18 protein-coding genes and 1 other RNA gene are annotated in these 18,717 nt (G+C 62.7%); 10 read left to right on the plus strand and 9 right to left on the minus strand.

What is annotated here, in order from left to right:
- Positions 1–4: 4 nt before the first annotated feature.
- Positions 5–562: a YecA family protein gene (locus JV241A_RS24560; RefSeq protein ID WP_115084784.1), complete on the minus strand. Its 558-nt coding sequence runs from the start codon at positions 560–562 to the stop codon at positions 5–7.
- A 152-nt stretch (positions 563–714) separates the two neighbouring features.
- On the opposite strand from JV241A_RS24560, the gene JV241A_RS24565 reads away from it, so the two are divergent.
- The 4 genes from JV241A_RS24565 (at position 715) to JV241A_RS24580 (ending at position 2,124) form a co-directional block, all read left to right on the plus strand.
- On the plus strand, positions 715–924 hold the full coding sequence (locus tag JV241A_RS24565; protein ID WP_010221172.1) for a TIGR02449 family protein: 210 nt from the start codon (positions 715–717) through the stop codon (positions 922–924).
- Positions 921–1,238, plus strand: a complete 318-nt coding sequence (locus JV241A_RS24570) for a cell division protein ZapA (RefSeq protein WP_115084783.1) — start codon at positions 921–923, stop codon at positions 1,236–1,238. Before JV241A_RS24565 ends, JV241A_RS24570 begins: the two co-directional genes overlap by 4 nt.
- Positions 1,239–1,256: 18 nt before the next feature.
- A non-coding RNA gene (gene ssrS, locus JV241A_RS24575) (6S RNA) lies at positions 1,257–1,434 on the plus strand.
- A gap of 81 nt (positions 1,435–1,515) precedes the next feature.
- Positions 1,516–2,124 carry a 5-formyltetrahydrofolate cyclo-ligase gene (locus JV241A_RS24580; RefSeq protein WP_115084782.1) on the plus strand — a complete coding sequence of 203 codons (609 nt, stop codon included), beginning with the start codon at positions 1,516–1,518 and terminating at the stop codon, positions 2,122–2,124.
- 19 nt (positions 2,125–2,143) lie between these two features.
- Here JV241A_RS24580 and JV241A_RS27515 read toward each other — a convergent pair whose 3' ends face one another.
- Entirely contained in the window at positions 2,144–2,284 is a 141-nt protein-coding gene (locus tag JV241A_RS27515) for a hypothetical protein (RefSeq protein ID WP_165392175.1), read from the minus strand.
- A gap of 178 nt (positions 2,285–2,462) precedes the next feature.
- Here JV241A_RS27515 and JV241A_RS24585 point away from each other — a divergent pair, with 178 nt between their 5' ends.
- The 4 genes from JV241A_RS24585 to JV241A_RS24600 all read left to right on the plus strand — a co-directional run bounded on the left by JV241A_RS24585 (position 2,463) and on the right by JV241A_RS24600 (position 7,811).
- Positions 2,463–2,912 (plus strand): EVE domain-containing protein, encoded by a 450-nt coding sequence (locus JV241A_RS24585; protein ID WP_134064905.1) that lies wholly within the window; start codon positions 2,463–2,465, stop codon positions 2,910–2,912.
- A 101-nt stretch (positions 2,913–3,013) separates the two neighbouring features.
- Positions 3,014–3,973, plus strand: a complete 960-nt coding sequence (locus JV241A_RS24590) for a biotin/lipoyl-binding protein (RefSeq protein ID WP_115085000.1) — start codon at positions 3,014–3,016, stop codon at positions 3,971–3,973.
- Positions 3,970–6,693, plus strand: coding sequence for a ribosome-associated ATPase/putative transporter RbbA (gene rbbA, locus JV241A_RS24595; protein WP_134064907.1), 2,724 nt, complete (start codon positions 3,970–3,972; stop codon positions 6,691–6,693). The genes JV241A_RS24590 and rbbA overlap by 4 nt, the downstream gene beginning before the upstream one ends.
- Entirely contained in the window at positions 6,693–7,811 is a 1,119-nt protein-coding gene (locus JV241A_RS24600) for an ABC transporter permease (RefSeq protein WP_115084779.1), read from the plus strand. Before rbbA ends, JV241A_RS24600 begins: the two co-directional genes overlap by 1 nt.
- Here the strand turns inward: JV241A_RS24600 and JV241A_RS24605 are convergent, their stop codons facing one another.
- Complete coding sequence (locus tag JV241A_RS24605; protein WP_115084778.1) at positions 7,812–8,216, minus strand: flagellar basal body-associated protein FliL; 405 nt, start codon at positions 8,214–8,216, stop codon at positions 7,812–7,814. It lies immediately after the preceding gene.
- Positions 8,217–8,372: 156 nt separating this feature from the next.
- Here JV241A_RS24605 and JV241A_RS24610 point away from each other — a divergent pair, with 156 nt between their 5' ends.
- Positions 8,373–9,350 (plus strand): NADPH:quinone oxidoreductase family protein, encoded by a 978-nt coding sequence (locus JV241A_RS24610; RefSeq protein WP_134064909.1) that lies wholly within the window; start codon positions 8,373–8,375, stop codon positions 9,348–9,350.
- 77 nt (positions 9,351–9,427) lie between these two features.
- Here the strand turns inward: JV241A_RS24610 and JV241A_RS24615 are convergent, their stop codons facing one another.
- The 5 genes from JV241A_RS24615 to trxA form a co-directional block, all read right to left on the minus strand.
- A complete protein-coding gene (locus JV241A_RS24615; RefSeq protein WP_115084776.1) occupies positions 9,428–10,069 on the minus strand; it encodes a gamma-glutamylcyclotransferase in 642 nt (213 codons plus the stop codon).
- A gap of 276 nt (positions 10,070–10,345) precedes the next feature.
- On the minus strand, positions 10,346–11,314 hold the full coding sequence (locus JV241A_RS24620; protein ID WP_115084775.1) for a CDP-6-deoxy-delta-3,4-glucoseen reductase: 969 nt from the start codon (positions 11,312–11,314) through the stop codon (positions 10,346–10,348).
- A complete protein-coding gene (ubiD, locus tag JV241A_RS24625; protein ID WP_115084774.1) occupies positions 11,315–12,781 on the minus strand; it encodes a 4-hydroxy-3-polyprenylbenzoate decarboxylase in 1,467 nt (488 codons plus the stop codon).
- A 129-nt stretch (positions 12,782–12,910) separates the two neighbouring features.
- Positions 12,911–14,170, minus strand: coding sequence for a transcription termination factor Rho (rho, locus tag JV241A_RS24630; protein WP_028942380.1), 1,260 nt, complete (start codon positions 14,168–14,170; stop codon positions 12,911–12,913).
- Positions 14,171–14,399: 229 nt separating this feature from the next.
- Positions 14,400–14,729: a thioredoxin TrxA gene (gene trxA / locus JV241A_RS24635; protein ID WP_045201042.1), complete on the minus strand. Its 330-nt coding sequence runs from the start codon at positions 14,727–14,729 to the stop codon at positions 14,400–14,402.
- Positions 14,730–14,970: 241 nt separating this feature from the next.
- On the opposite strand from trxA, the gene ppx reads away from it, so the two are divergent.
- Positions 14,971–16,473 (plus strand): exopolyphosphatase, encoded by a 1,503-nt coding sequence (gene ppx, locus JV241A_RS24640; protein WP_115084999.1) that lies wholly within the window; start codon positions 14,971–14,973, stop codon positions 16,471–16,473.
- Here the strand turns inward: ppx and ppk1 are convergent.
- Complete coding sequence (ppk1, locus tag JV241A_RS24645; protein ID WP_134064911.1) at positions 16,460–18,706, minus strand: polyphosphate kinase 1; 2,247 nt, start codon at positions 18,704–18,706, stop codon at positions 16,460–16,462. The genes ppx and ppk1 overlap by 14 nt on opposite strands.
- Between the last annotated feature and the right edge of the window lie 11 nt (positions 18,707–18,717).

Consider the following 18,717-nt stretch of genomic DNA (forward strand, 5'->3'; position numbering starts at 1 on the left):
TTGATCAGTGCAGCGAAGGTTTGGCCGCAGGCTCGACCGGCTGCTTTGCCAGCTCCGTGTAGAGCAGCAGCGGGGCGACACGCAGGTATTCCATGACTTCCATGTAATCATTTTCGCCGTCTTCGGATTCTTCCAGGGCGTCCTGAACCTGAGAGATCGCGACCAGGTCCTGCAGCACTTCCTTGGCCTCGGTGCTCAGTTCCTTGCCACCGGCGTTCAGGCCGAAACCGGCAATGAAGCCTTGGCACCATTGACCCAGGGCGGCAGCACGCTCGGTCAGCGGCTCATCATCACCCGGCAGCAACAGCACGACGGTGATATCGTCACTGGTGAGTTCGCCCTTGACCATTTCTTGCAGGCCGATCAAAGCGTTACGAACGTTGTCTACCGGCTCGCTTTCCAGCAGGCCGGCGGCGTCTGCCAGCCACGCGTCGGCATCGAAGCCAGCACCGGCGCAGCTGCGCCCGAGCAACAGCCCGTGCAGTTCGGCAGGGGAAACAGGATGCCCGTTGCTGCTGAGCAAGGTGGCGAAGGCGGTGTACGGCGAATTGGTATTGGGCATGGGCAACTAGGCGCCAGACGGCGCAATGACTAGAATGAAGACCTTGTATCCTAGCACCGGCAGGCGCGCCAAGACCATCGACGCGGCCAACTCCGGGCCGGCCAGGGCATAAACCGGGCAACCACCCGCAAGACCGAATCGAGTGGCAACCAATGCAAGAGAACGATCTGCAAGCGCTGATGGGCCGATTCGAACTGCTGATTGAGCGGGTCGAGCAACTAAAACGGCAAAATGCACTCTTATTAGCTCAGGAAAAATCCTGGCGCGAAGAGCGCGCCCACCTCATCGAAAAAAATGAAATCGCCCGGCGTAAGGTCGAATCGATGATTTTGCGACTCAAGGCCCTGGAGCAAGACTCATGAGCTCAAGCAATAGCGTCACTGTTCAGATTCTCGACAAAGAGTATTCGATCATCTGTCCGCCGGAAGAACGCAGCAACCTGGTCAGCGCCGCGCGCTACCTGGACGGCAAGATGCGCGAAATCCGCAGCAGCGGCAAAGTCATCGGTGCCGACCGGATTGCCGTGATGGCCGCACTGAACATCACCCACGACCTGCTGCACAACCAGGAACGCCCGGAAGCGACGGGCACTGGCGTTAACCGTGAACAGGTGCGCGACCTGCTTGAACGCGTCGATCAGGCATTGGCCGACGATCAAGATTCAAATAAGGGTTGAGTATCGGTATACTGGCGCCACTCCCTGGAGTGCTTGCCAGTCGGTCATGTCCCTGAGCCGATACGCACAACCACGGGGGTTGCACGTGAGGCCGGTGTGCATGTCCGCTTGACGGAAAGCCTTAACGCCTCCTGCAATCTCCACCTTGAACTTTCGGGTTCAAGGGCTACACCGACAGCGGTTCGTCGGGGAGCCTGAATTACCTTTGCCCGCCCTTCTGCGCGGGCAATCGAGCTGTCACCCGCAGGTGGCAGCCCTCTCTGGGACCGCCCGTGCCATGACCGACACCGCGCCGCTTACCCGCCCCCAACTTCGCCGCCTGCTTCGCGATGCCCGCCGCGCCCTGACGCCGGCCGAACAGCGCCAGGCAGCCAGAGGCCTGTACCGTCAGCTGGCGCAGCACCCGCTGTTTCGCCGGGCCAGACACATCGCCCTGTACCTGCCCAATGATTGCGAGATCGACCCGCGTCTGCTGATGCGTGAAGCCCAGCGTCGCGGCAAGCGCACCTACCTGCCGGTGCTGCACGCCTGGCCGAAGACCAAGATGGTGTTCCAGCGCATCGAAGCCGGCGAGAAGCTGCGGCCCAACCGCTTTCGCATCCCCGAGCCGCACATCAGCCTGGCCCGGCAACGGCCGATCTGGGCGCTGGACCTGATCCTGCTACCGCTGGTGGGTTTTGATGAAGTGGGTGGTCGGCTGGGCATGGGCGGCGGTTTCTATGACCGCAGCCTGGCCTATCAGGCCCGCCGCAAGGCCTGGAAAAAGCCATTGCTGCTGGGCCTGGCGCATGAATGCCAGAAGGTCGAGCGACTGGCGCAAGCCAGTTGGGATGTGCCGCTGCAGGGGACGGTCTCGGACCGTGGCTGGTACCTGGCACCCGATTGATAGGCGCCAGCAAGGGCAATCAACGCTGTTGCGGATTGACCGGCATTTCGTAGGGGGCGTCGAGTTTGCGTTCCCAAAGGCTTTGCGCATAACCGGTAGTGACAACACCCAAACCGAACAGAAACACCAGAATCCAGAGCAAATCCGGTTTGCGATTCATCGATTGCCCCCCTCAGGCAAACTGATCACGTTGTCAGCAACGTTTTTGTTGTTGCAGCAGCGTCAAGCTTAAAATGCGCGCATTCTCCGACAACCTGAGGCGACACGCAAACGTTGACGCCAACCGACCGTCGGTTTCCTGAAACAGGTTATTTCAAACATTGTCTGGAGCACCACCCATGGCCTACTGGCTGATGAAATCCGAGCCCGACGAACTCTCGATCAAGGACCTGGCGCGCCTTGGCGAAGCGCGCTGGGATGGCGTGCGCAACTACCAGGCGCGTAATTTCCTGCGCGCCATGGCGGTCGGTGACCTGTTCTTTTTCTACCACTCCAGCTGCCCGGAGCCGGGCATTGCCGGCATCGCCCGCATCAGCGCCGCAGCCTACCCCGACCCCACTGCGCTGGACCCGCAAAGCCATTACTTCGACGCCAAGGCCAACGACGAGAAGAACCCGTGGAGCGCCGTGGATGTCGCCCATGTCGAAACCTTCGGCAAGGTCCTGCAACTGGGCTACCTCAAGCAGCAAACCGCCCTGGCCGAACTGCCGCTGGTGCACAAAGGCAGCCGTCTTTCGGTGATGCCGGTCACCGCCGAACAATGGGCAGCGGTACTCGCACTGCGTTAAACAGGGTAGGATTGCCGCTCATTTGACGAACATCAACGCACCAGGACCGGTGCGGCGTCACAATTTGACGTTAATGCAGCAAGGATTGCCCAACCATGTCGATGAGCCAACACACCCCCAAACTCTTCGCCGGCGCCTTGATCGCCCTGCTCCTGGCCGCAGGTGGCCTGGGCTACTGGAAGTCCCTGCATGACCGCCTGCCCGAAGGCCTGAGCATGGGCAACGGCCGGCTCGAAGCCACTGAAGTGCAGATCGCCAGCAAGATCCCCGGGCGCCTGGCCGAAGTACTGGTCGATGAAGGCGATACGGTCAAACAGGGCCAGTTGCTCGCCCGCATCGACACCCGCACCCTCGAAGCCCAGCGCAGCCAGGCCGAAGCCGAAGTGCTGCGCGCCCGGGAGAACTACTCCGCGGCCCAGGCCACGGTGCAATTGCGCCAGAGCGAGCAATTGCTGGCCAGCCAGGAGCTCAAGCGCGTACGCGAAATCTTCCAGCGCAAATATGCCAGCCAGCAGTTGCTCGACCAGCAGCAGGCCCGTTACGACACCAGCAACTCGGCCGTGGTCGCCGCCCGCGCGCAACTGGCGGCAATCAAGGCGGCCATCGGCGCTGCCGAAGCCCAGGTCGCGCAACTGACCAGCGAAATCGACGACAGCAGCCTGCGCGCGCCGATCAACGGCGTGATCCAGCTGCGCCTGGCCGAACCTGGCGAAGTGCTCGGTGCTGGCGGCCGCGTATTGATGCTGATCGACCCGAGCGACCAGTACATGAACCTCTACCTGCCCGCCTCCACCACAGGCCGCCTGACTGTCGGCGACCAGGCGCGCATCGTCCTCGACGCCCTGCCCGACCGGGCCTTGCCGGCGAAGATTGCCTTCGTCGCGGCCAAGGCACAGTTCACCCCCAAGCAAGTGGAAACCCGTGACGAGCGCCAGAAGCTGGTGTTCCGGGTCAAGCTGCGCCTGACCGAACCGAGCGCCGTGCCCCAGGCCAAACCCGGCATGCCGGGCGCAGGCTATGTGCGCACCGCTGATGTGGACTGGCCGGCCAACCTGCAATGAGCGCGCTGGCGCTGAACGCCGAGGGCATCAACCACCGCTACGGTGGGCTGAGTGCCCTGCAGGACATCGCCTTCAGCCTGCCGGCTGGCACCCGCTGCGGCCTCATCGGCCCGGACGGCGCCGGCAAGTCGAGCCTGCTCGGGCTGATCGCCGGGGTCAAGAAACTGCAAAGCGGCGAGCTGCAGGTGCTCGGCGGCTCGATCCGCCAGCGCCGCCATCGCAACAACCTGTACCCGCGCATCGCCTTCATGCCCCAAGGCTTGGGCAATAACCTTTACCCTGAGCTTTCGATCAGCGAGAACATCCGCTTCTTCGCCACCCTGTTCGGCCTTGGCGCCAAGGAGTGCGAACAGCGCATGCACAACCTGCTGCTGGCCACCGACCTGCTGCGCTTTGCCGAGCGCCCGGCGGGCAAGTTGTCGGGCGGCATGAAGCAGAAGCTCGGGCTGTGCTGTGCGCTGATCCACGAACCGGACCTGCTGATTCTCGACGAACCCACCACCGGCGTCGACCCGCTGTCGCGCCGGCGCTTCTGGGAGCTGGTCGAACAGGTACGCCAGGAGCGACCGCAACTGACCCTGCTGGTGGCCACGGCCTACATGGAAGAAGCCGAACAGTTTGAACACTGCCTGATGCTTGATCGTGGCCGGCTGATTGCCGCGGGCTTGAGCGAAGAACTGGCCGCAGCCACCGCCAGCCACAAGCTCGATGACGCCTTTACCCACTTCCAGGGCGACAGCCAGCACAGCCAGCAGCCATTGGTGATCCCTGCGCGTGACACCGGCAATGCCGAGATCGCCATCGAGGCCCACGAACTGACCTTGCGCTTTGGCGACTTCACCGCCGTGAACAAGGTCAGCTTCGCCATCGGCCGTGGCGAGATCTTCGGTTTTCTCGGCTCCAACGGCTGCGGCAAGACCACCACCATGAAAGTGCTCACCGGCCTGATGCCGGCCAGCGAAGGCAGCGCCACCCTGCTCGGCCGCCCGGTGAACGCCAAGGACCTGGCCACGCGCAAGCGCGTCGGTTTCATGTCCCAGAGCTTCTCGCTGTATGGCGAACTCAGCGTGCGACAGAACCTTGACCTGCATGCGCGGCTGTTCGACCTGCCCAAGGCCGAGAGTGGCCCGCGTATCGCCGAGTTGATCGAGCGTTTCGACCTGGGCGCCATCGCCGACCAGCAGTCCGGCGCCCTGCCCCTGGGCTTGCGCCAGCGCCTGTCACTGGCGGTGGCAGTGCTGCACCGCCCGGAAGTACTGATCCTCGACGAACCCACCTCAGGCGTCGATCCCGCCGCCCGCGATGATTTCTGGCGCCTGCTGATCGAGCTGTCGCGAGACCAGGGGGTGACGATCTTCCTCTCCACCCACTTCATGAACGAAGCGTTGCGCTGCGACCGGATTTCCCTGATGCATGCCGGCAAGGTCCTGGCCTGCGATACCCCGGCGGCGCTGCAGCAGCAGTTTGGTGGCGAGACCCTTGAAGACGCCTTCGTCACCTGCCTGGAACAGGCTCAGGGAGCCAGCGAAGCGCCGACGGTCAGCACCCAGCTCGATACTCCAGCCAACGCAGCGCCGTTGCACCTGCGCCGCGGCTTCAGCCTCAAGCGCCTGTTCGCCGTCGCCACCCGCGAAGGCAAGGAACTGCTGCGCGACAAGGTGCGCCTGGCTTTCGCCCTGCTCGGCGCGCTGTTCATGATGGTGATCTTCGGTTATGGCATCTCCCTGGATGTGGAGAACCTCGCCTTCGCCGTCTACGACCAGGACCAGAGCCCGCAAAGCCGCGCTTACCTGGAAGCCTTCCGCGGCTCACGCTACTTCGCCGAGCAGACACCGATCCGCGATGCCGCACAGTTGCATAAACGCCTGCAGCGCTCGGAAATCAAACTGGCCCTGGAGATTCCGCCAGGTTTTGGCCGCGACCTGTACGCCGGGCGCCAGCCGGTAGTCGCGGCCTGGCTGGATGGCGGCATGCCGTTTCGCGCCGAGACCAGCCGCAACTATGTCGAGGCCGTGCACCAGGCCAACCTTGAACAACTGGCGGCGCTGAGCAGCAAGTCCCGGCCCGGGCAAACCCCGGTGCGCCTGGAAACCCGCTTTCGCTACAACCAGGATGTGGTCAGCGTGAACGCCATCGGCCCTGGGGTGATGGCGCTGATCCTGGCGTTCATTCCGGCGATGCTCACCGCGCTGGGTATCGTGCGCGAGAAAGAACTGGGCTCGATCACCAACTTCTATGCCACGCCACTGACCCGCCTGGAGTTCCTGCTCGGCAAGCAGGCGCCGTACCTGGCGGTGAGCATGATCAACCTGGCGCTGCTGGTGGCAATGAACCGCTGGCTGTTCGGCGTGCCGTTCAAGGGCAGCGCCCTGGCACTGGCCTGCGGTGGCTTGCTGTACCTGCTGGCGACCACCAGCCTGGGCCTGCTGATCTCGGCCTTCACCCGTACCCAGATCGCCGCGATCCTCGGCACCATGATCATCACCAGCCTGCCGACCATTCAGTTCTCCGGGCTGATCGTGCCGCGCTCCTCGCTCGACGGCGCTGCGACCTTGATGGGGCAGTTGTTCCCGGCCGGTTACTTTCTCGATATCGCTGTCGGCACCTTCACCAAGGCATTGGACTTGCGTGAACTCTGGCCGCAATGCCTGGCACTGCTGGGCTTCTTTGTCGGTTTCACCGGCCTGAGTCTGGCCATGCTGAAGAAGCAGGAGGTCTGATGCATCGTCTGGCACACACCCTGCGCCTGGGGCTCAAGGAGCTGACCAGCCTGCGTCATGACAGCGTGCTGCTGCTGTTCCTGCTGTATGCCTTCAGCGTGGCGATCTACATGCCGGCCGCAGGCTCGGTGATCGGCGTGCACAACGCCAGCGTCGCGGTGATCGACGAAGACCATAGCCTGGTTTCGCGCAAGCTCGCCGAAGCCCTGCAACCACCGGAGTTCCAGCGCGCTGTGCCACTGGCCTACGATCAGCTCGACCAGGCCATGGACAGCGGCCGCTACACCTTTGTGATCAACGTGCCGGTGAACTTCCAGACCGACCTGCTGGCCGGACGCTCGCCGGAGCTGCAGGTCAACGTCGACGCCACGGCCATGAGCCAGGCATTCATGGGCGCCGGCTACATCGGCCGGATCGTCGAACGCGAACTGCTCGACTACGCCAACCAGGGCTCGGCCACTGCCGGCAGCCCGGCGCTGCTCAGCGCCCGGGCGCTGTTCAACCCCAACCTTGAGGGTGGCTGGTTCCTGGCGGTGATCCAGATCGTCAACAACATCACCATCCTGGCCATCATCCTCACCGGCACGGCACTGCTGCGCGAGCGCGAACACGGCACCCTCGACCACCTGCTGGTGCTGCCGCTGACCGCCCTGGAAATCATGCTGGCGAAGATCGGCAGCAACGCCCTGGTGGTGGTGCTGTGCACCTGGGTGTCGCTGGAAGTGATCGTCAAAGGGGCGCTGGGGGTGCCACTGGCGGGATCGCTGGGGTTGTTTCTGGCGGTGACGGCGCTGTACCTGTTCGCCAGCACCGCGCTGGGGATCTTCCTCGCCACCCTGGCACGCTCGACCCCGCAGTTCGGCCTGCTGGCCATCCCGGTGATCATCCCGATGCTGTTGCTCTCGGGCGGCAGCACGCCACTGGACAGCATGCCGCAGTGGCTGCAGTGGGTGATGCAGGGCTCGCCCTCGACCCACTTCGTCAGCCTGAGTGCAGCCATCCTGTTCCGTGACGCCGGGCTGGAAGTAGTCTGGCCAGACATCGCAGCGCTCGCCGCCATTGGCCTGGCCTTCTTCGCGATTGCCCTGGCGCGCTTTCGCCGCAGCCTGACGTCGTGATTACTGGACGATCAGGTTGTTGAACAGCAGGTCGTCGACCGTCGGCTTGCCTTCTTCGGTTTCGAGCACCTGCTGGACCTGCTTCAGGGCTTCCTGACGCAGCTTTTCCTTGGCCTCGACGTTACTCATGCTCTCGAGGTTCTGCTGGGTGAACAGGGCAACCAGCTGGTTACGGATCAACGGCTCGTGATGACGCACTGCTGCCGCCGCGGCGTCGCTGTTGACCCGCAGGGCCACGTCGGCCTTGTACACGCGCAATTTCGACCCGCCATCGAGGGCGTAGTTACCCACAAAAGGCGGGGTGAGGGAAATATAGGAAACCTTCGGTTCCCCTTCCTTGGCTTCCTCGGCCATGGCCGCCATCGGCAGCATCAGCGCCAGTACCATCAAGATCCACGCTTTCACGAATTCGCTCCTCATACAGTTGGCGCCAGCATACCCAGCGCACCGGTCAAACCCAAGCCCGGGCTTATGCCGGCCTATCAGGGCGGGCCATGCTCGTTGACCCGGCACCTCGCCCACCTACACTTATCGGCCACTACGCGCAAAGGAATAGTCCCGATGAAAGCAGTGTTGTGCAAAGCCCTTGGCCCGGCGCAAAACCTGGTCCTGGAAGACGTCGCCAGCCCGGTGCCGAAGAAGAACGAGATCCTGCTGGACGTGCAGGCCGCCGGGGTCAACTTTCCCGACACCCTGATCATCGAAGGCAAGTACCAGTTCCAACCACCACTGCCATTCTCGCCGGGTGGCGAAGCCGCTGGCGTGGTCAGCGCCGTGGGCGAAAAGGCTGGCAACCTGAAGGTCGGCGACCGGGTCATGGCCCTGACCGGGTGGGGCAGTTTTGCCGAACAGGTGGCGGTGCCGGCCTATAACGTATTGCCGATTCCAGCGCAGATGGACTTCACCACCGCTGCGGCCTTCGGCATGACCTACGGCACCTCGATGCATGCGCTCAGCCAGCGCGGCCAGCTCAAGGCCGGGGAAACCCTGCTGGTGCTCGGTGCTTCCGGCGGTGTCGGCCTGGCGGCGGTGGAAATTGGCAAAGCCATGGGCGCGCGGGTGATTGCCGCAGCCAGCAGTGCCGAGAAGCTGGCCGTGGCCAAGGCTGCCGGTGCCGACGAGCTGATCAACTACAGCGAAGCCAGCCTCAAGGACGAGATCAAACGCCTGACCGGCGGCAATGGCGCCGATGTGATCTACGACCCGGTGGGTGGCGACCTGTTTGACCAGGCGGTGCGCGGTATCGCCTGGAATGGCCGGCTGCTGGTGGTCGGGTTTGCCAGCGGACGCATCCCCGAGCTGCCGGTGAACCTGGCGCTGCTCAAGGGTGCGGCGGTGCTCGGGGTGTTCTGGGGCGCCTTTGCCCAACGCCAGCCGGCTGACAACGCGGCGAACTTTCAGCAGCTGTTTGCCTGGTTTGCCGAGGGCAAGCTCAAGCCGCTGGTGTCGCAAACCTTCCCGCTGGCTGAAGCCGGTGCAGCCATCGAGATGCTTGGCCAGCGCAAGGCGGTAGGCAAGCTGGTAGTGACCATGGCCTAAACAGCTGAAGCTGTGGGAGCGGGCTTGCCCCGCAATGCCTCCCACATTACCGACCTCATCGCGGGGCAAGCCCGCTCCTACCTGGAATGACAACGCCGAAAGCGCGCCTCCAGATTGCGATCCGGCATGGCGTGGCTGCGCAGGGCATCGAGGGTCTGCTCGACATAGTCGCGGGTAGTGCCATAACGACCCTTGGCACTGGCAAAGATCTGACTGAGCAAGGTGTCCGGCAAATTGCCGGCGTAGCACGGCAAGTGGCGTTCGAGTACGAAGCCCAGGGCCTGGACCTTGCTGCCATCCTCAAGACGGCAATTGAGCCAGTGCGGACGATAGGCCGGGTAAGGCATCTCCCGTTGCCACAAGGCCAGCAGCGATTCTTCCAGGCAGTCGTCCGGCAAGCGGTAGGCGAAACCGCTGCACGAACCACCGCGATCCAGGCCGAAGACCAGACCCGGGCATTCCGGCGTGCCGCGGTGCTCGTGGGACCACAGGTACAGACCACGATGATAACCATGCACCCGCGCCCGGCGCCTTTCGGCGGCATTGCACTCCGGGCGCCAGATCAACGAGCCGTAGGCAAACAACCACACCGGGCCGCCCTGATGCCGGGACATGGTGTGTTGAACTGAATGTACAAGTTGCTCGCGGGTTAATTGTTCCCCGAAATCAAGCAAAGGAGGATATGCCACATTCAAAGATGCAGTTTCGATCGCCGACATAGCTGCCGCCACACTTCCCCGTGAATTACCAAAGCACTGCACTATAAGCCAAAGCACTGCGCACCGAGTTACCGTACGGCAGATAAGCGCTGCAATACAAGCCCCCAGGCCTCCGGAGACGGCAACAACGGCCGTGCAGGTGCGATAACAGGTGCACTGTTTCAAGTGTAGCGAAAGTTATTTTCGTTGTTGCCAATAATTATTGGCTTATCACCACGGGCAACGCCAACCGTTATTTAAGCCGGCACGCTGTTGCAGCGTGCCTTATTCCGTCATTCAATTGCGTGGGGCATAAGCGAATACATCGGCGCGCATTTGATGCGCATCCATGCCGGCTTCGACCAGGGCATCGAGCGTGGCATAGATCATGTTCGGCGAGCCGCTGGCATAGACATGCACACCGGCCAGGTCGCTGATGTCTTCACACACCGCCTGGTGCAGCAGGCCGCAGCGCCCTTCCCAACCACACAGATCGCTGACCACCTTGTGCAGGAACAGGTTGGGCAGGTGCTCCCATTCGGCCCAGTGCTCGATCTGGTAGAAGTCGTCCGGCAGGCGCACGCCCCAGTACAGGTGCACCGGGTGCTTGAAACCGCTGGCCCGGCAATGCTCGATCAGGCTGTGCATCTGCGCCATGCCGGTACCGGCGGCGATCAGCACCAGCGGGCCGTCGGGCAACTCCGCCAGGTGCGTGTCGCCAAACGGCATCTCGAGCCGTGCCATGCCATTGCGTTGCAACTGGGCGATCAGCTCAAGTGCGCTGTTCTCGCGGGCCAGCACATGCAGCTCAAGGTCGCGGCCACTGTGCGGTGCCGAGGCCAGTGAGAAGGCGGCCTTGTCGCCGCTGTCACGCTCGATCATCAGGTACTGCCCAGCATGGTAGCGCGGTGGCTTGCCGGCTGGCGCACGCAGGCGCACGCGCCAGACGTCGCCGCCGACTTCCACGCATTCGCTGAGCTGGCAGGCCAGGGTCCGTACCGGCAATTCGCCCAGGGCCAGCACGCCATCCCACAACAAGACACAGTCCTCCAGGGGCTCGGCGATGCAAGTGAACAGCTCGCCGTGATCACGCTCGACGCCATCCTGGCGCACCCGGCCTTCGACCAGCAGCGCGGCGCAGACATGGCAGTTACCGTTGCGACAGCTCTGCGGGCAGTCGTAGCCCAGGCGCCGCGCCGCATCCAGAATCCTTTCTCCGGGCTTGAGCGCCAACACGGCCCCGGACGGCTGCAAGGTTACCTGCATTTAGTCTATTCCCAACTGATGCCAAAGCTCATCGATCCGCCGAGTGACGGCCTCATCCTTGACGATGACCCGGCCCCACTCGCGGGTGGTTTCACCCGGCCACTTGTGGGTGGCATCCAGGCCCATTTTTGATCCCAGCCCGGACACCGGCGAAGCAAAGTCCAGGTAATCGATCGGGGTGTTGTCGATCATCACCGTATCGCGCTTGGGGTCCATCCGCGTGGTAATTGCCCAGATCACGTCGTTCCAGTCCCGCGCATTGATATCGTCGTCGGTGACGATAACGAACTTGGTGTACATGAACTGTCGCAAAAACGACCAGACACCCAGCATTACGCGCTTGGCGTGGCCCGGGTACTGCTTTTTCATGGTCACCACCGCCATGCGGTACGAGCAGCCCTCAGGCGGCAGGTAGAAGTCGGTGATCTCCGGGAACTGCTTCTGCAGGATCGGCACGAACACTTCGTTCAGCGCCACGCCGAGGATCGCCGGCTCATCTGGCGGACGGCCAGTGTAGGTGCTGTGGTAGATCGGCTTGGTGCGGTGGGTGATGCGCTCGACAGTGAACACCGGGAAGCTGTCGACTTCGTTGTAGTAACCGGTGTGGTCGCCGTACGGCCCTTCCGGGGCCATTTCGCCCGGATGGATCACGCCTTCGAGAATGATTTCGGCTGTCGCCGGCACCTGCAGGTCGCTGCCACGGCATTTGACCAGCTCGGTGCGGTTGCCGCGCAGCAGGCCGGCGAAGGCATATTCGGACAAGGTATCAGGCACCGGCGTCACAGCACCGAGAATGGTCGCCGGGTCGGCGCCCAGGGCCACGGCCACCGGGAAGGGTTGGCCGGGGTGCTTTTCGCACCATTCGCGATAGTCCAGGGCGCCGCCGCGATGGCTCAGCCAGCGCATGATGACCTTGTTGCGGCCGATTACCTGCTGGCGATAGATACCCAGGTTCTGGCGGTCCTTGTTCGGCCCGCGGGTAACGGTCAGGCCCCAGGTGATCAGCGGCGCAACGTCGCCCGGCCAGCAATGCTGCACAGGCAGCAGGCCCAGATCGACATCGTCGCCTTCGATGACTACTTCGTGGCACGGCGCATCCTTGACCACCTTCGGCGCCATTGCCACGACCTTTTTGAAGATCGGCAGCTTCGACCAGGCGTCCTTGAGGCCTTTCGGCGGCTCGGGCTCCTTGAGGAAGGCCAGCAGTTTGCCGATTTCGCGCAGCTCGCTGACCGACTCGGCACCCATGCCCATGGCTACCCGCTCCGGGGTACCGAACAGGTTGCCGAGCACCGGAATGTCGAAGCCGGTAGGTTTTTCGAACAGCAGGGCCGGGCCTTTGGCGCGCAGGGTGCGGTCGCAGACTTCGGTCATTTCCAGGACTGGAGAGATCGGCACCTGGATGCGCTTGAGTTCGCCGCGCTGTTCCAGGCCACGGATAAAGTCGCGCAAATCGCGATACTGCATGCAAAAGCCTCGTATTGGCTGCCGTAGCGGTCGGGCTGCAGAGTGTAGCGCCGAACTCGGCTGCTCAGAATAGCCAAAGTACAGATAGCAAAAAGCCGGGTCGCCCCGGCTCTTGCCCAGCGCAGCAGTTTACTTGCGCTTCATCGACAAGAAGAACTCGTCGTTGGTCTTGGTCTGCTTGAGTTTGTCGATCAGGAACTCGATAGCAGCAACTTCATCCATCGGGTGCAGCAGCTTGCGCAGGATCCACATGCGCTGCAGCTCGTCGTCGGCGGTCAGCAGCTCTTCGCGACGGGTACCCGAACGGTTGATGTTGATGGCCGGGAAGACACGCTTCTCGGCGATCTTGCGGTCCAGGGGCAGCTCCATGTTGCCGGTACCCTTGAACTCCTCGTAGATCACTTCGTCCATCTTCGAGCCGGTTTCGACCAGCGCGGTGGCGATGATGGTCAGCGAACCGCCTTCTTCGATGTTACGCGCGGCACCGAAGAAACGCTTCGGCTTCTCCAGGGCGTGGGCATCGACACCACCGGTGAGGACCTTGCCGGAGCTCGGGATCACGGTGTTGTAGGCACGGGCCAGACGGGTGATGGAGTCGAGCAGGATGACCACGTCTTTCTTGTGTTCAACCAGGCGCTTGGCCTTCTCGATGACCATTTCGGCAACCTGCACGTGGCGGGTTGGCGGCTCGTCGAAAGTCGAGGCAACCACTTCGCCGCGCACGGTGCGCTGCATTTCGGTCACTTCTTCCGGGCGCTCGTCGATCAGCAGGACGATCAGGTGGCACTCGGGATTGTTACGGGTGATGTTGGCCGCGATGTTCTGCAGCATGATGGTCTTGCCCGCTTTTGGCGGAGCGACGATCAGGCCGCGCTGGCCTTTGCCGATCGGGGCGCAGAGGTCGATAACCCGGCCGGTGAGGTCTTCGGTGGAACCGTTGCCGGCTTCCATCTTCAGGCGCTCGTTGGGGAACAGCGGCGTCAGGTTCTCGAACAGGATCTTGTTCTTCGCGTTTTCCGGCCGGTCGAAGTTGATGGTGTCGACTTTCAGCAGGGCGAAGTAACGCTCGCCTTCTTTTGGCGGGCGGATCTTGCCGACGATGGTGTCGCCGGTACGCAAGTTGAAACGGCGGATCTGGCTTGGCGACACGTAGATGTCGTCCGGGCCGGCCAGGTACGAGGCATCGGCCGAGCGCAGGAAGCCGAAGCCGTCCTGGAGAATCTCCAGCACGCCGTCACCGGAGATTTCCTCGCCGCTTTTCGCATGCTTTTTCAACAGGGAGAAAATCACATCTTGCTTGCGCGAACGGGCCATATTTTCTATGCCCATCTGTTCGGCCATTTCGAGCAGATCGGTAATCGGCTTTTGCTTGAGTTCAGTCAGGTTCATAAGGGGAGTGACGTAATCATGTAAGAAGGGGGAATTAAGCTTCTGGCTTAATGAAGCCGCGCCGCAAAGAAGGCGACAGGATCGCGTACTGATTCGAATTAGGGATGCGTCGGCGACGGCGTGCAGAGGGCACCGAAGAAACAGTGCGAGGCCGAATGTAACACCTGCTTTTTCTGGCGTCTAGTCACCAGATAAAGAAAAGCCCCGACGAATGCGGGGCTTTTTTCACTCAGATATTGGCGTCCAGGAAGGCTGCCAGCTGAGATTTCGACAGTGCACCGACCTTGGTGGCCTCGACGTTGCCGTTCTTGAACAGCATCAGCGTCGGGATGCCACGCACGCCGTGCTTGGCCGGGGTTTCCTGGTTGTCGTCGATGTTCAGCTTGGCGACGGTCAGTTTGCCCTGGTAGGTAGCGGCGATGTCGTCCAGAACCGGCGCGATCATTTTGCAAGGGCCGCACCATTCAGCCCAGTAGTCGACCAGCACCGGGCCTTCAGCCTTCAGAACTTCGGCTTCGAAGGTGGCGTCGGTGACGTGTTTGATAAGATCGCTGCTCATGGAAGTCTCCAAGGTCGTAAGCAAAAAAACGTGGCCCATCATAGCTGCACCCGCCGCCTACAGGAAGCCGGGAACGATTGAGTGTAACTATAGTTGTGCATGACCGCGCATATCGCTGCTGTCACGGGAAAGTCATATTTCCCGCACAACCTGCCCCATATCAAGCCTTGATACGCTGCGCGTTGGCGCCAGCGCCGGATCGTGGCAGGATTGCCGGGTTATCGACCGAGAACCCATGACCATGCCGCAAACCACAGCCAAGAATCTGTCCTTGATCGCTGCCATAGACCTGGGCTCCAACAGTTTCCACATGGTGGTCGCCAAGGCCCACCATAGCGAGATCCGCATCCTAGAGCGGCTCGGCGAAAAAGTTCAGCTGGCCGCCGGCATCAACGAAGAGCGCCAGCTCAGCGAAGAGTCCATGCAACGCGGCCTGGACTGCCTCAAGCGTTTTGCCCAACTGATCAACGGCCTGCCCGATGGCGCCGTACGCATCGTTGGCACCAACGCCCTGCGCGAGGCGCGCAACCGTGGCGAATTCATCCGCCGCGCCGAAGCCATCCTTGGCCACCCGGTGGAAGTCATCTCCGGTCGTGAAGAAGCCCGCCTGATTTACCTTGGCGTGTCCCATACCCTGGCCGACACCCCGGGCAAGCGCCTGGTCGCCGACATCGGCGGCGGCAGCACCGAATTCATCATCGGCCAGCGGTTCGAGCCGCTGCTGCGCGAAAGCCTGCAGATGGGCTGCGTCAGCTACACCCAGCGTTATTTCCGCGACGGCAAGATCACCCCGGCGCGCTACGCCCAGGCCTACACCGCCGCACGCCTGGAGCTGATGAGCATTGAAAACGCCCTGCACCGCCTGACCTGGGATGAAGCCATCGGCTCTTCGGGGACGATCCGCGCCATTGGCCTGGCGCTGAAATCCGGTGGCATGGGCAGCGGCGAGGTCAATGCCGAAGGCCTGGCCTGGCTCAAACGCAAGCTGTTCAAGCTGGGGGAAACCGACAAGATTGACTTCGACGGGGTCAAACCCGACCGCCGGGCGATATTCCCGGCAGGCCTGGCGATCCTGGAAGCGATTTTCGACGCCCTTGAGCTGCAACGCATGGATCACTGCGACGGCGCTCTGCGCGAAGGCGTGCTCTACGACCTGCTTGGCCGCCATCACCACGAAGACGTACGTGAGCGCACCCTGACCTCGCTGATGGAGCGTTACCACGTTGATCAGGGACAGGCGGCACGGGTCGAGCGCAAGGCCCTGCATGCCTTCGACCAGGTGGCCAAGGACTGGGACCTGGAAGACGGTATCTGGCGTGAACTGCTGGGCTGGGCGGCCAAGGTGCATGAAGTGGGCCTGGACATCGCCCACTACCATTACCACAAGCACGGCGCCTACCTGATCGAGCACTCCGACCTTTCCGGCTTCTCCCGGGAAGACCAACTGATGCTCGCGCTGCTGGTACGCGGCCACCGGCGCAACATTCCCAAGGACAAGTTCGCCGAGTTCGGCGACGACGCCGCCAAGCTGATCCGCCTGTGCGTGCTACTGCGCTTTGCGATCCTGTTCCACCACATCCGCGGCACCCAGCAGATGCCCACGGTGACCCTGCACGCCAAAGGCGACAGCCTGGACGTCGAGTTCCCTGTGGGCTGGCTGGATGAAAACCAGCTGACCCAGGCCGACTTCGGCCTGGAGGCCGAGTGGCTGGCCCGGGTCGGCTTCGTACTCAGCGTACGATAAGCACCGGGTTGCTCAGGCGCTCGAGCAGAGTGGCCTGGGCACTGCGCGGGTTCTGGTTGCCGGTTGGCGTGCTGCGTACGTAGCGGCCATCCGGTTGCAGGATCCAGGCGTGAGTGTTGTCGGTCAGGTACCCTTCCAGTTCCTTTTTCACCCGCAGGATCAGCTTCTTGCCCTCGACCGGGAAGCAGGTCTCGACGCGCTTGTCGAGGTTGCGCTCCATCCAGTCGGCGCTGGAGAGGAACATCTGCTCTTCGCCGCCATTGAGGAAGTAGAACACCCGCGTGTGCTCGAGGAAGCGGCCGATGATCGAGCGCACCTGAATGTTGTGCGATACCCCGGCAATGCCCGGGCGCAGGCAGCACATGCCGCGCACCACCAGATCGATACGCACCCCTGACTGGCTGGCCTTGTACAGCGCGCGAATGATCTTCGGATCGGTCAGCGAGTTGAACTTGGCGATGATGTGCGCCGGCTTGCCGTCGAGGGCGAACTGGGTTTCGCGCGCGATCATGTCGAGCATGCCCTTTTTCAGGGTGAACGGCGCGTGCAGCAGCTTCTTCATGCGCAAGGTCTTGCCCATGCCGATCAGCTGGCTGAACAGCTTGCCGACGTCTTCGCAGAGGGCGTCATCGGAGGTCAGCAAGCTGTAGTCGGTGTACAGGCGGGCGTTGCCGGCGTGGTAGTTACCGGTACCCAGGTGCGCGTAGCGGACGATCTCGCCGGCTTCGCGGCGCAGGATCAGCATCATCTTGGCGTGGGTCTTGAAGCCGACCACGCCGTAGATCACCACCGCACCAGCAGCCTGCAGGCGGCTGGCCATCTGCAGGTTGGACTCTTCGTCGAAACGCGCACGCAATTCGATCACCGCAGTGACTTCCTTGCCGTTACGCGCGGCGTCGACCAGCGCGTCGACGATCTCCGAGTTGGCACCGCTGCGGTACAGGGTCTGGCGCACGGCGAGGACGTGCGGGTCCTTGGCCGCCTGGCGCAGCAGGTCGACCACCGGAGTGAACGACTCGAAGGGGTGCATCAGCAGGATGTCCTGCTTGCTGACCACGCTGAAAATGTTCTCGCTGTTCTGCAACAGCTTGGGGATCGCCGGGGTGAACGGCGTGTATTGCAGCTCCGGGTGGCTATCCAGGCTGGTGATGCTGAACAGCCGGGTCAGGTTGACCGGGCCATTGACCTGATACAGCTCGCTCTCGCTCAGGCTGAACTGCTTGAGCAGGTAGTCGGAGAGGTGTTTGGGGCAGGTGTCGGCCACTTCCAGGCGCACGGCATCACCATAACGGCGCGAGAACAGCTCGCCGCGCAGGGCCCGGGCCAGGTCTTCGACATCCTCGGAGTCCAGCGCCAGGTCGGCGTTACGGGTCAGGCGGAACTGGTAGCAGCCCTTGACCTTCATGCCCTGGAACAGGTCATCGGCGTGAGCGTGGATCATCGAGGACAGGAACACATAGTTGTCGCCAGCCCCCCCGACTTCCTCCGGCACTTTGATCACCCGCGGCAGCAAACGCGGCGCCGGGATGATCGCCAGGCCCGAATCACGGCCGAAGGCATCGACGCCCTCAAGCTCGACGATGAAGTTCAGGCTCTTGTTCACCAGCAACGGGAACGGGTGGGTCGGGTCGAGGCCGATCGGAGTGATGATCGGTGCGATCTCGTCACGGAAGAAGCGCCGCACCCAGGTCTTGAGCTTGGTGTTCCAGTGCCGGCGGCGGATGAAGCGGATCTGGTGTTTTTCCAGCTCCGGCAGCAGCACGTCGTTGAGGATCGCGTACTGGCGATCGACTTCGCTGTGCACCAGCTCGCTGATCCGCGCCAGCGCCTGGTGCGGCTGCAAGCCGTCGGCGCCGGCCTGTTCACGGGCGAAGGTGATCTGTTTCTTCAGGCCCGCCACACGAATTTCGAAGAACTCATCCAGGTTGCTGGAGAAGATCAGCAAGAACTTCAGTCGCTCCAGCAATGGATAGGACTCATCCAGCGCCTGTTCCAGCACGCGGATGTTGAACTGCAGCTGGGACAATTCGCGATGAATGTACAGGCTGCTGTCGTCCAGACCGGGAATGACGATGGCCGGCGCGGCCACCGGTGCCGGAGCTGGCGCCTCTACCGCAGGGGCTTCGAGCGCAGGCTCGGCAACCGCAGGCGGTTCCGGCGGGGTCTCGACCATCTGCTCGGGCACAGGCTGGGCGTCTTTCACAGCGACGTCGGTAAGTACTTCGTTATTCATCTAGCGTTCCT

It is taken from the genome of Pseudomonas sp. JV241A (assembly GCF_900275665.1).
GTDB lineage: Bacteria > Pseudomonadota > Gammaproteobacteria > Pseudomonadales > Pseudomonadaceae > Aquipseudomonas > Aquipseudomonas wadenswilerensis.

Coding starts and splice junctions, on each gene's coding strand:
- ppx (WP_115084999.1), top strand. CDS start 14,971: ATGCCGCAAACCACAGCCAAGAATCTGTCCTTGATCGCTGCCATAGAC.
- ubiD (WP_115084774.1), bottom strand. CDS start 12,781: ATGCAGTATCGCGATTTGCGCGACTTTATCCGTGGCCTGGAACAGCGC.
- JV241A_RS24570 (WP_115084783.1), top strand. CDS start 921: ATGAGCTCAAGCAATAGCGTCACTGTTCAGATTCTCGACAAAGAGTAT.
- rho (WP_028942380.1), bottom strand. CDS start 14,170: ATGAACCTGACTGAACTCAAGCAAAAGCCGATTACCGATCTGCTCGAA.
- rbbA (WP_134064907.1), top strand. CDS start 3,970: ATGAGCGCGCTGGCGCTGAACGCCGAGGGCATCAACCACCGCTACGGT.
- trxA (WP_045201042.1), bottom strand. CDS start 14,729: ATGAGCAGCGATCTTATCAAACACGTCACCGACGCCACCTTCGAAGCC.
- JV241A_RS24590 (WP_115085000.1), top strand. CDS start 3,014: ATGAGCCAACACACCCCCAAACTCTTCGCCGGCGCCTTGATCGCCCTG.
- JV241A_RS24615 (WP_115084776.1), bottom strand. CDS start 10,069: ATGTCGGCGATCGAAACTGCATCTTTGAATGTGGCATATCCTCCTTTG.
- JV241A_RS27515 (WP_165392175.1), bottom strand. CDS start 2,284: ATGAATCGCAAACCGGATTTGCTCTGGATTCTGGTGTTTCTGTTCGGT.
- JV241A_RS24585 (WP_134064905.1), top strand. CDS start 2,463: ATGGCCTACTGGCTGATGAAATCCGAGCCCGACGAACTCTCGATCAAG.
- JV241A_RS24560 (WP_115084784.1), bottom strand. CDS start 562: ATGCCCAATACCAATTCGCCGTACACCGCCTTCGCCACCTTGCTCAGC.
- JV241A_RS24610 (WP_134064909.1), top strand. CDS start 8,373: ATGAAAGCAGTGTTGTGCAAAGCCCTTGGCCCGGCGCAAAACCTGGTC.
- ppk1 (WP_134064911.1), bottom strand. CDS start 18,706: ATGAATAACGAAGTACTTACCGACGTCGCTGTGAAAGACGCCCAGCCT.
- JV241A_RS24600 (WP_115084779.1), top strand. CDS start 6,693: ATGCATCGTCTGGCACACACCCTGCGCCTGGGGCTCAAGGAGCTGACC.
- JV241A_RS24565 (WP_010221172.1), top strand. CDS start 715: ATGCAAGAGAACGATCTGCAAGCGCTGATGGGCCGATTCGAACTGCTG.
- JV241A_RS24580 (WP_115084782.1), top strand. CDS start 1,516: ATGACCGACACCGCGCCGCTTACCCGCCCCCAACTTCGCCGCCTGCTT.
- JV241A_RS24620 (WP_115084775.1), bottom strand. CDS start 11,314: ATGCAGGTAACCTTGCAGCCGTCCGGGGCCGTGTTGGCGCTCAAGCCC.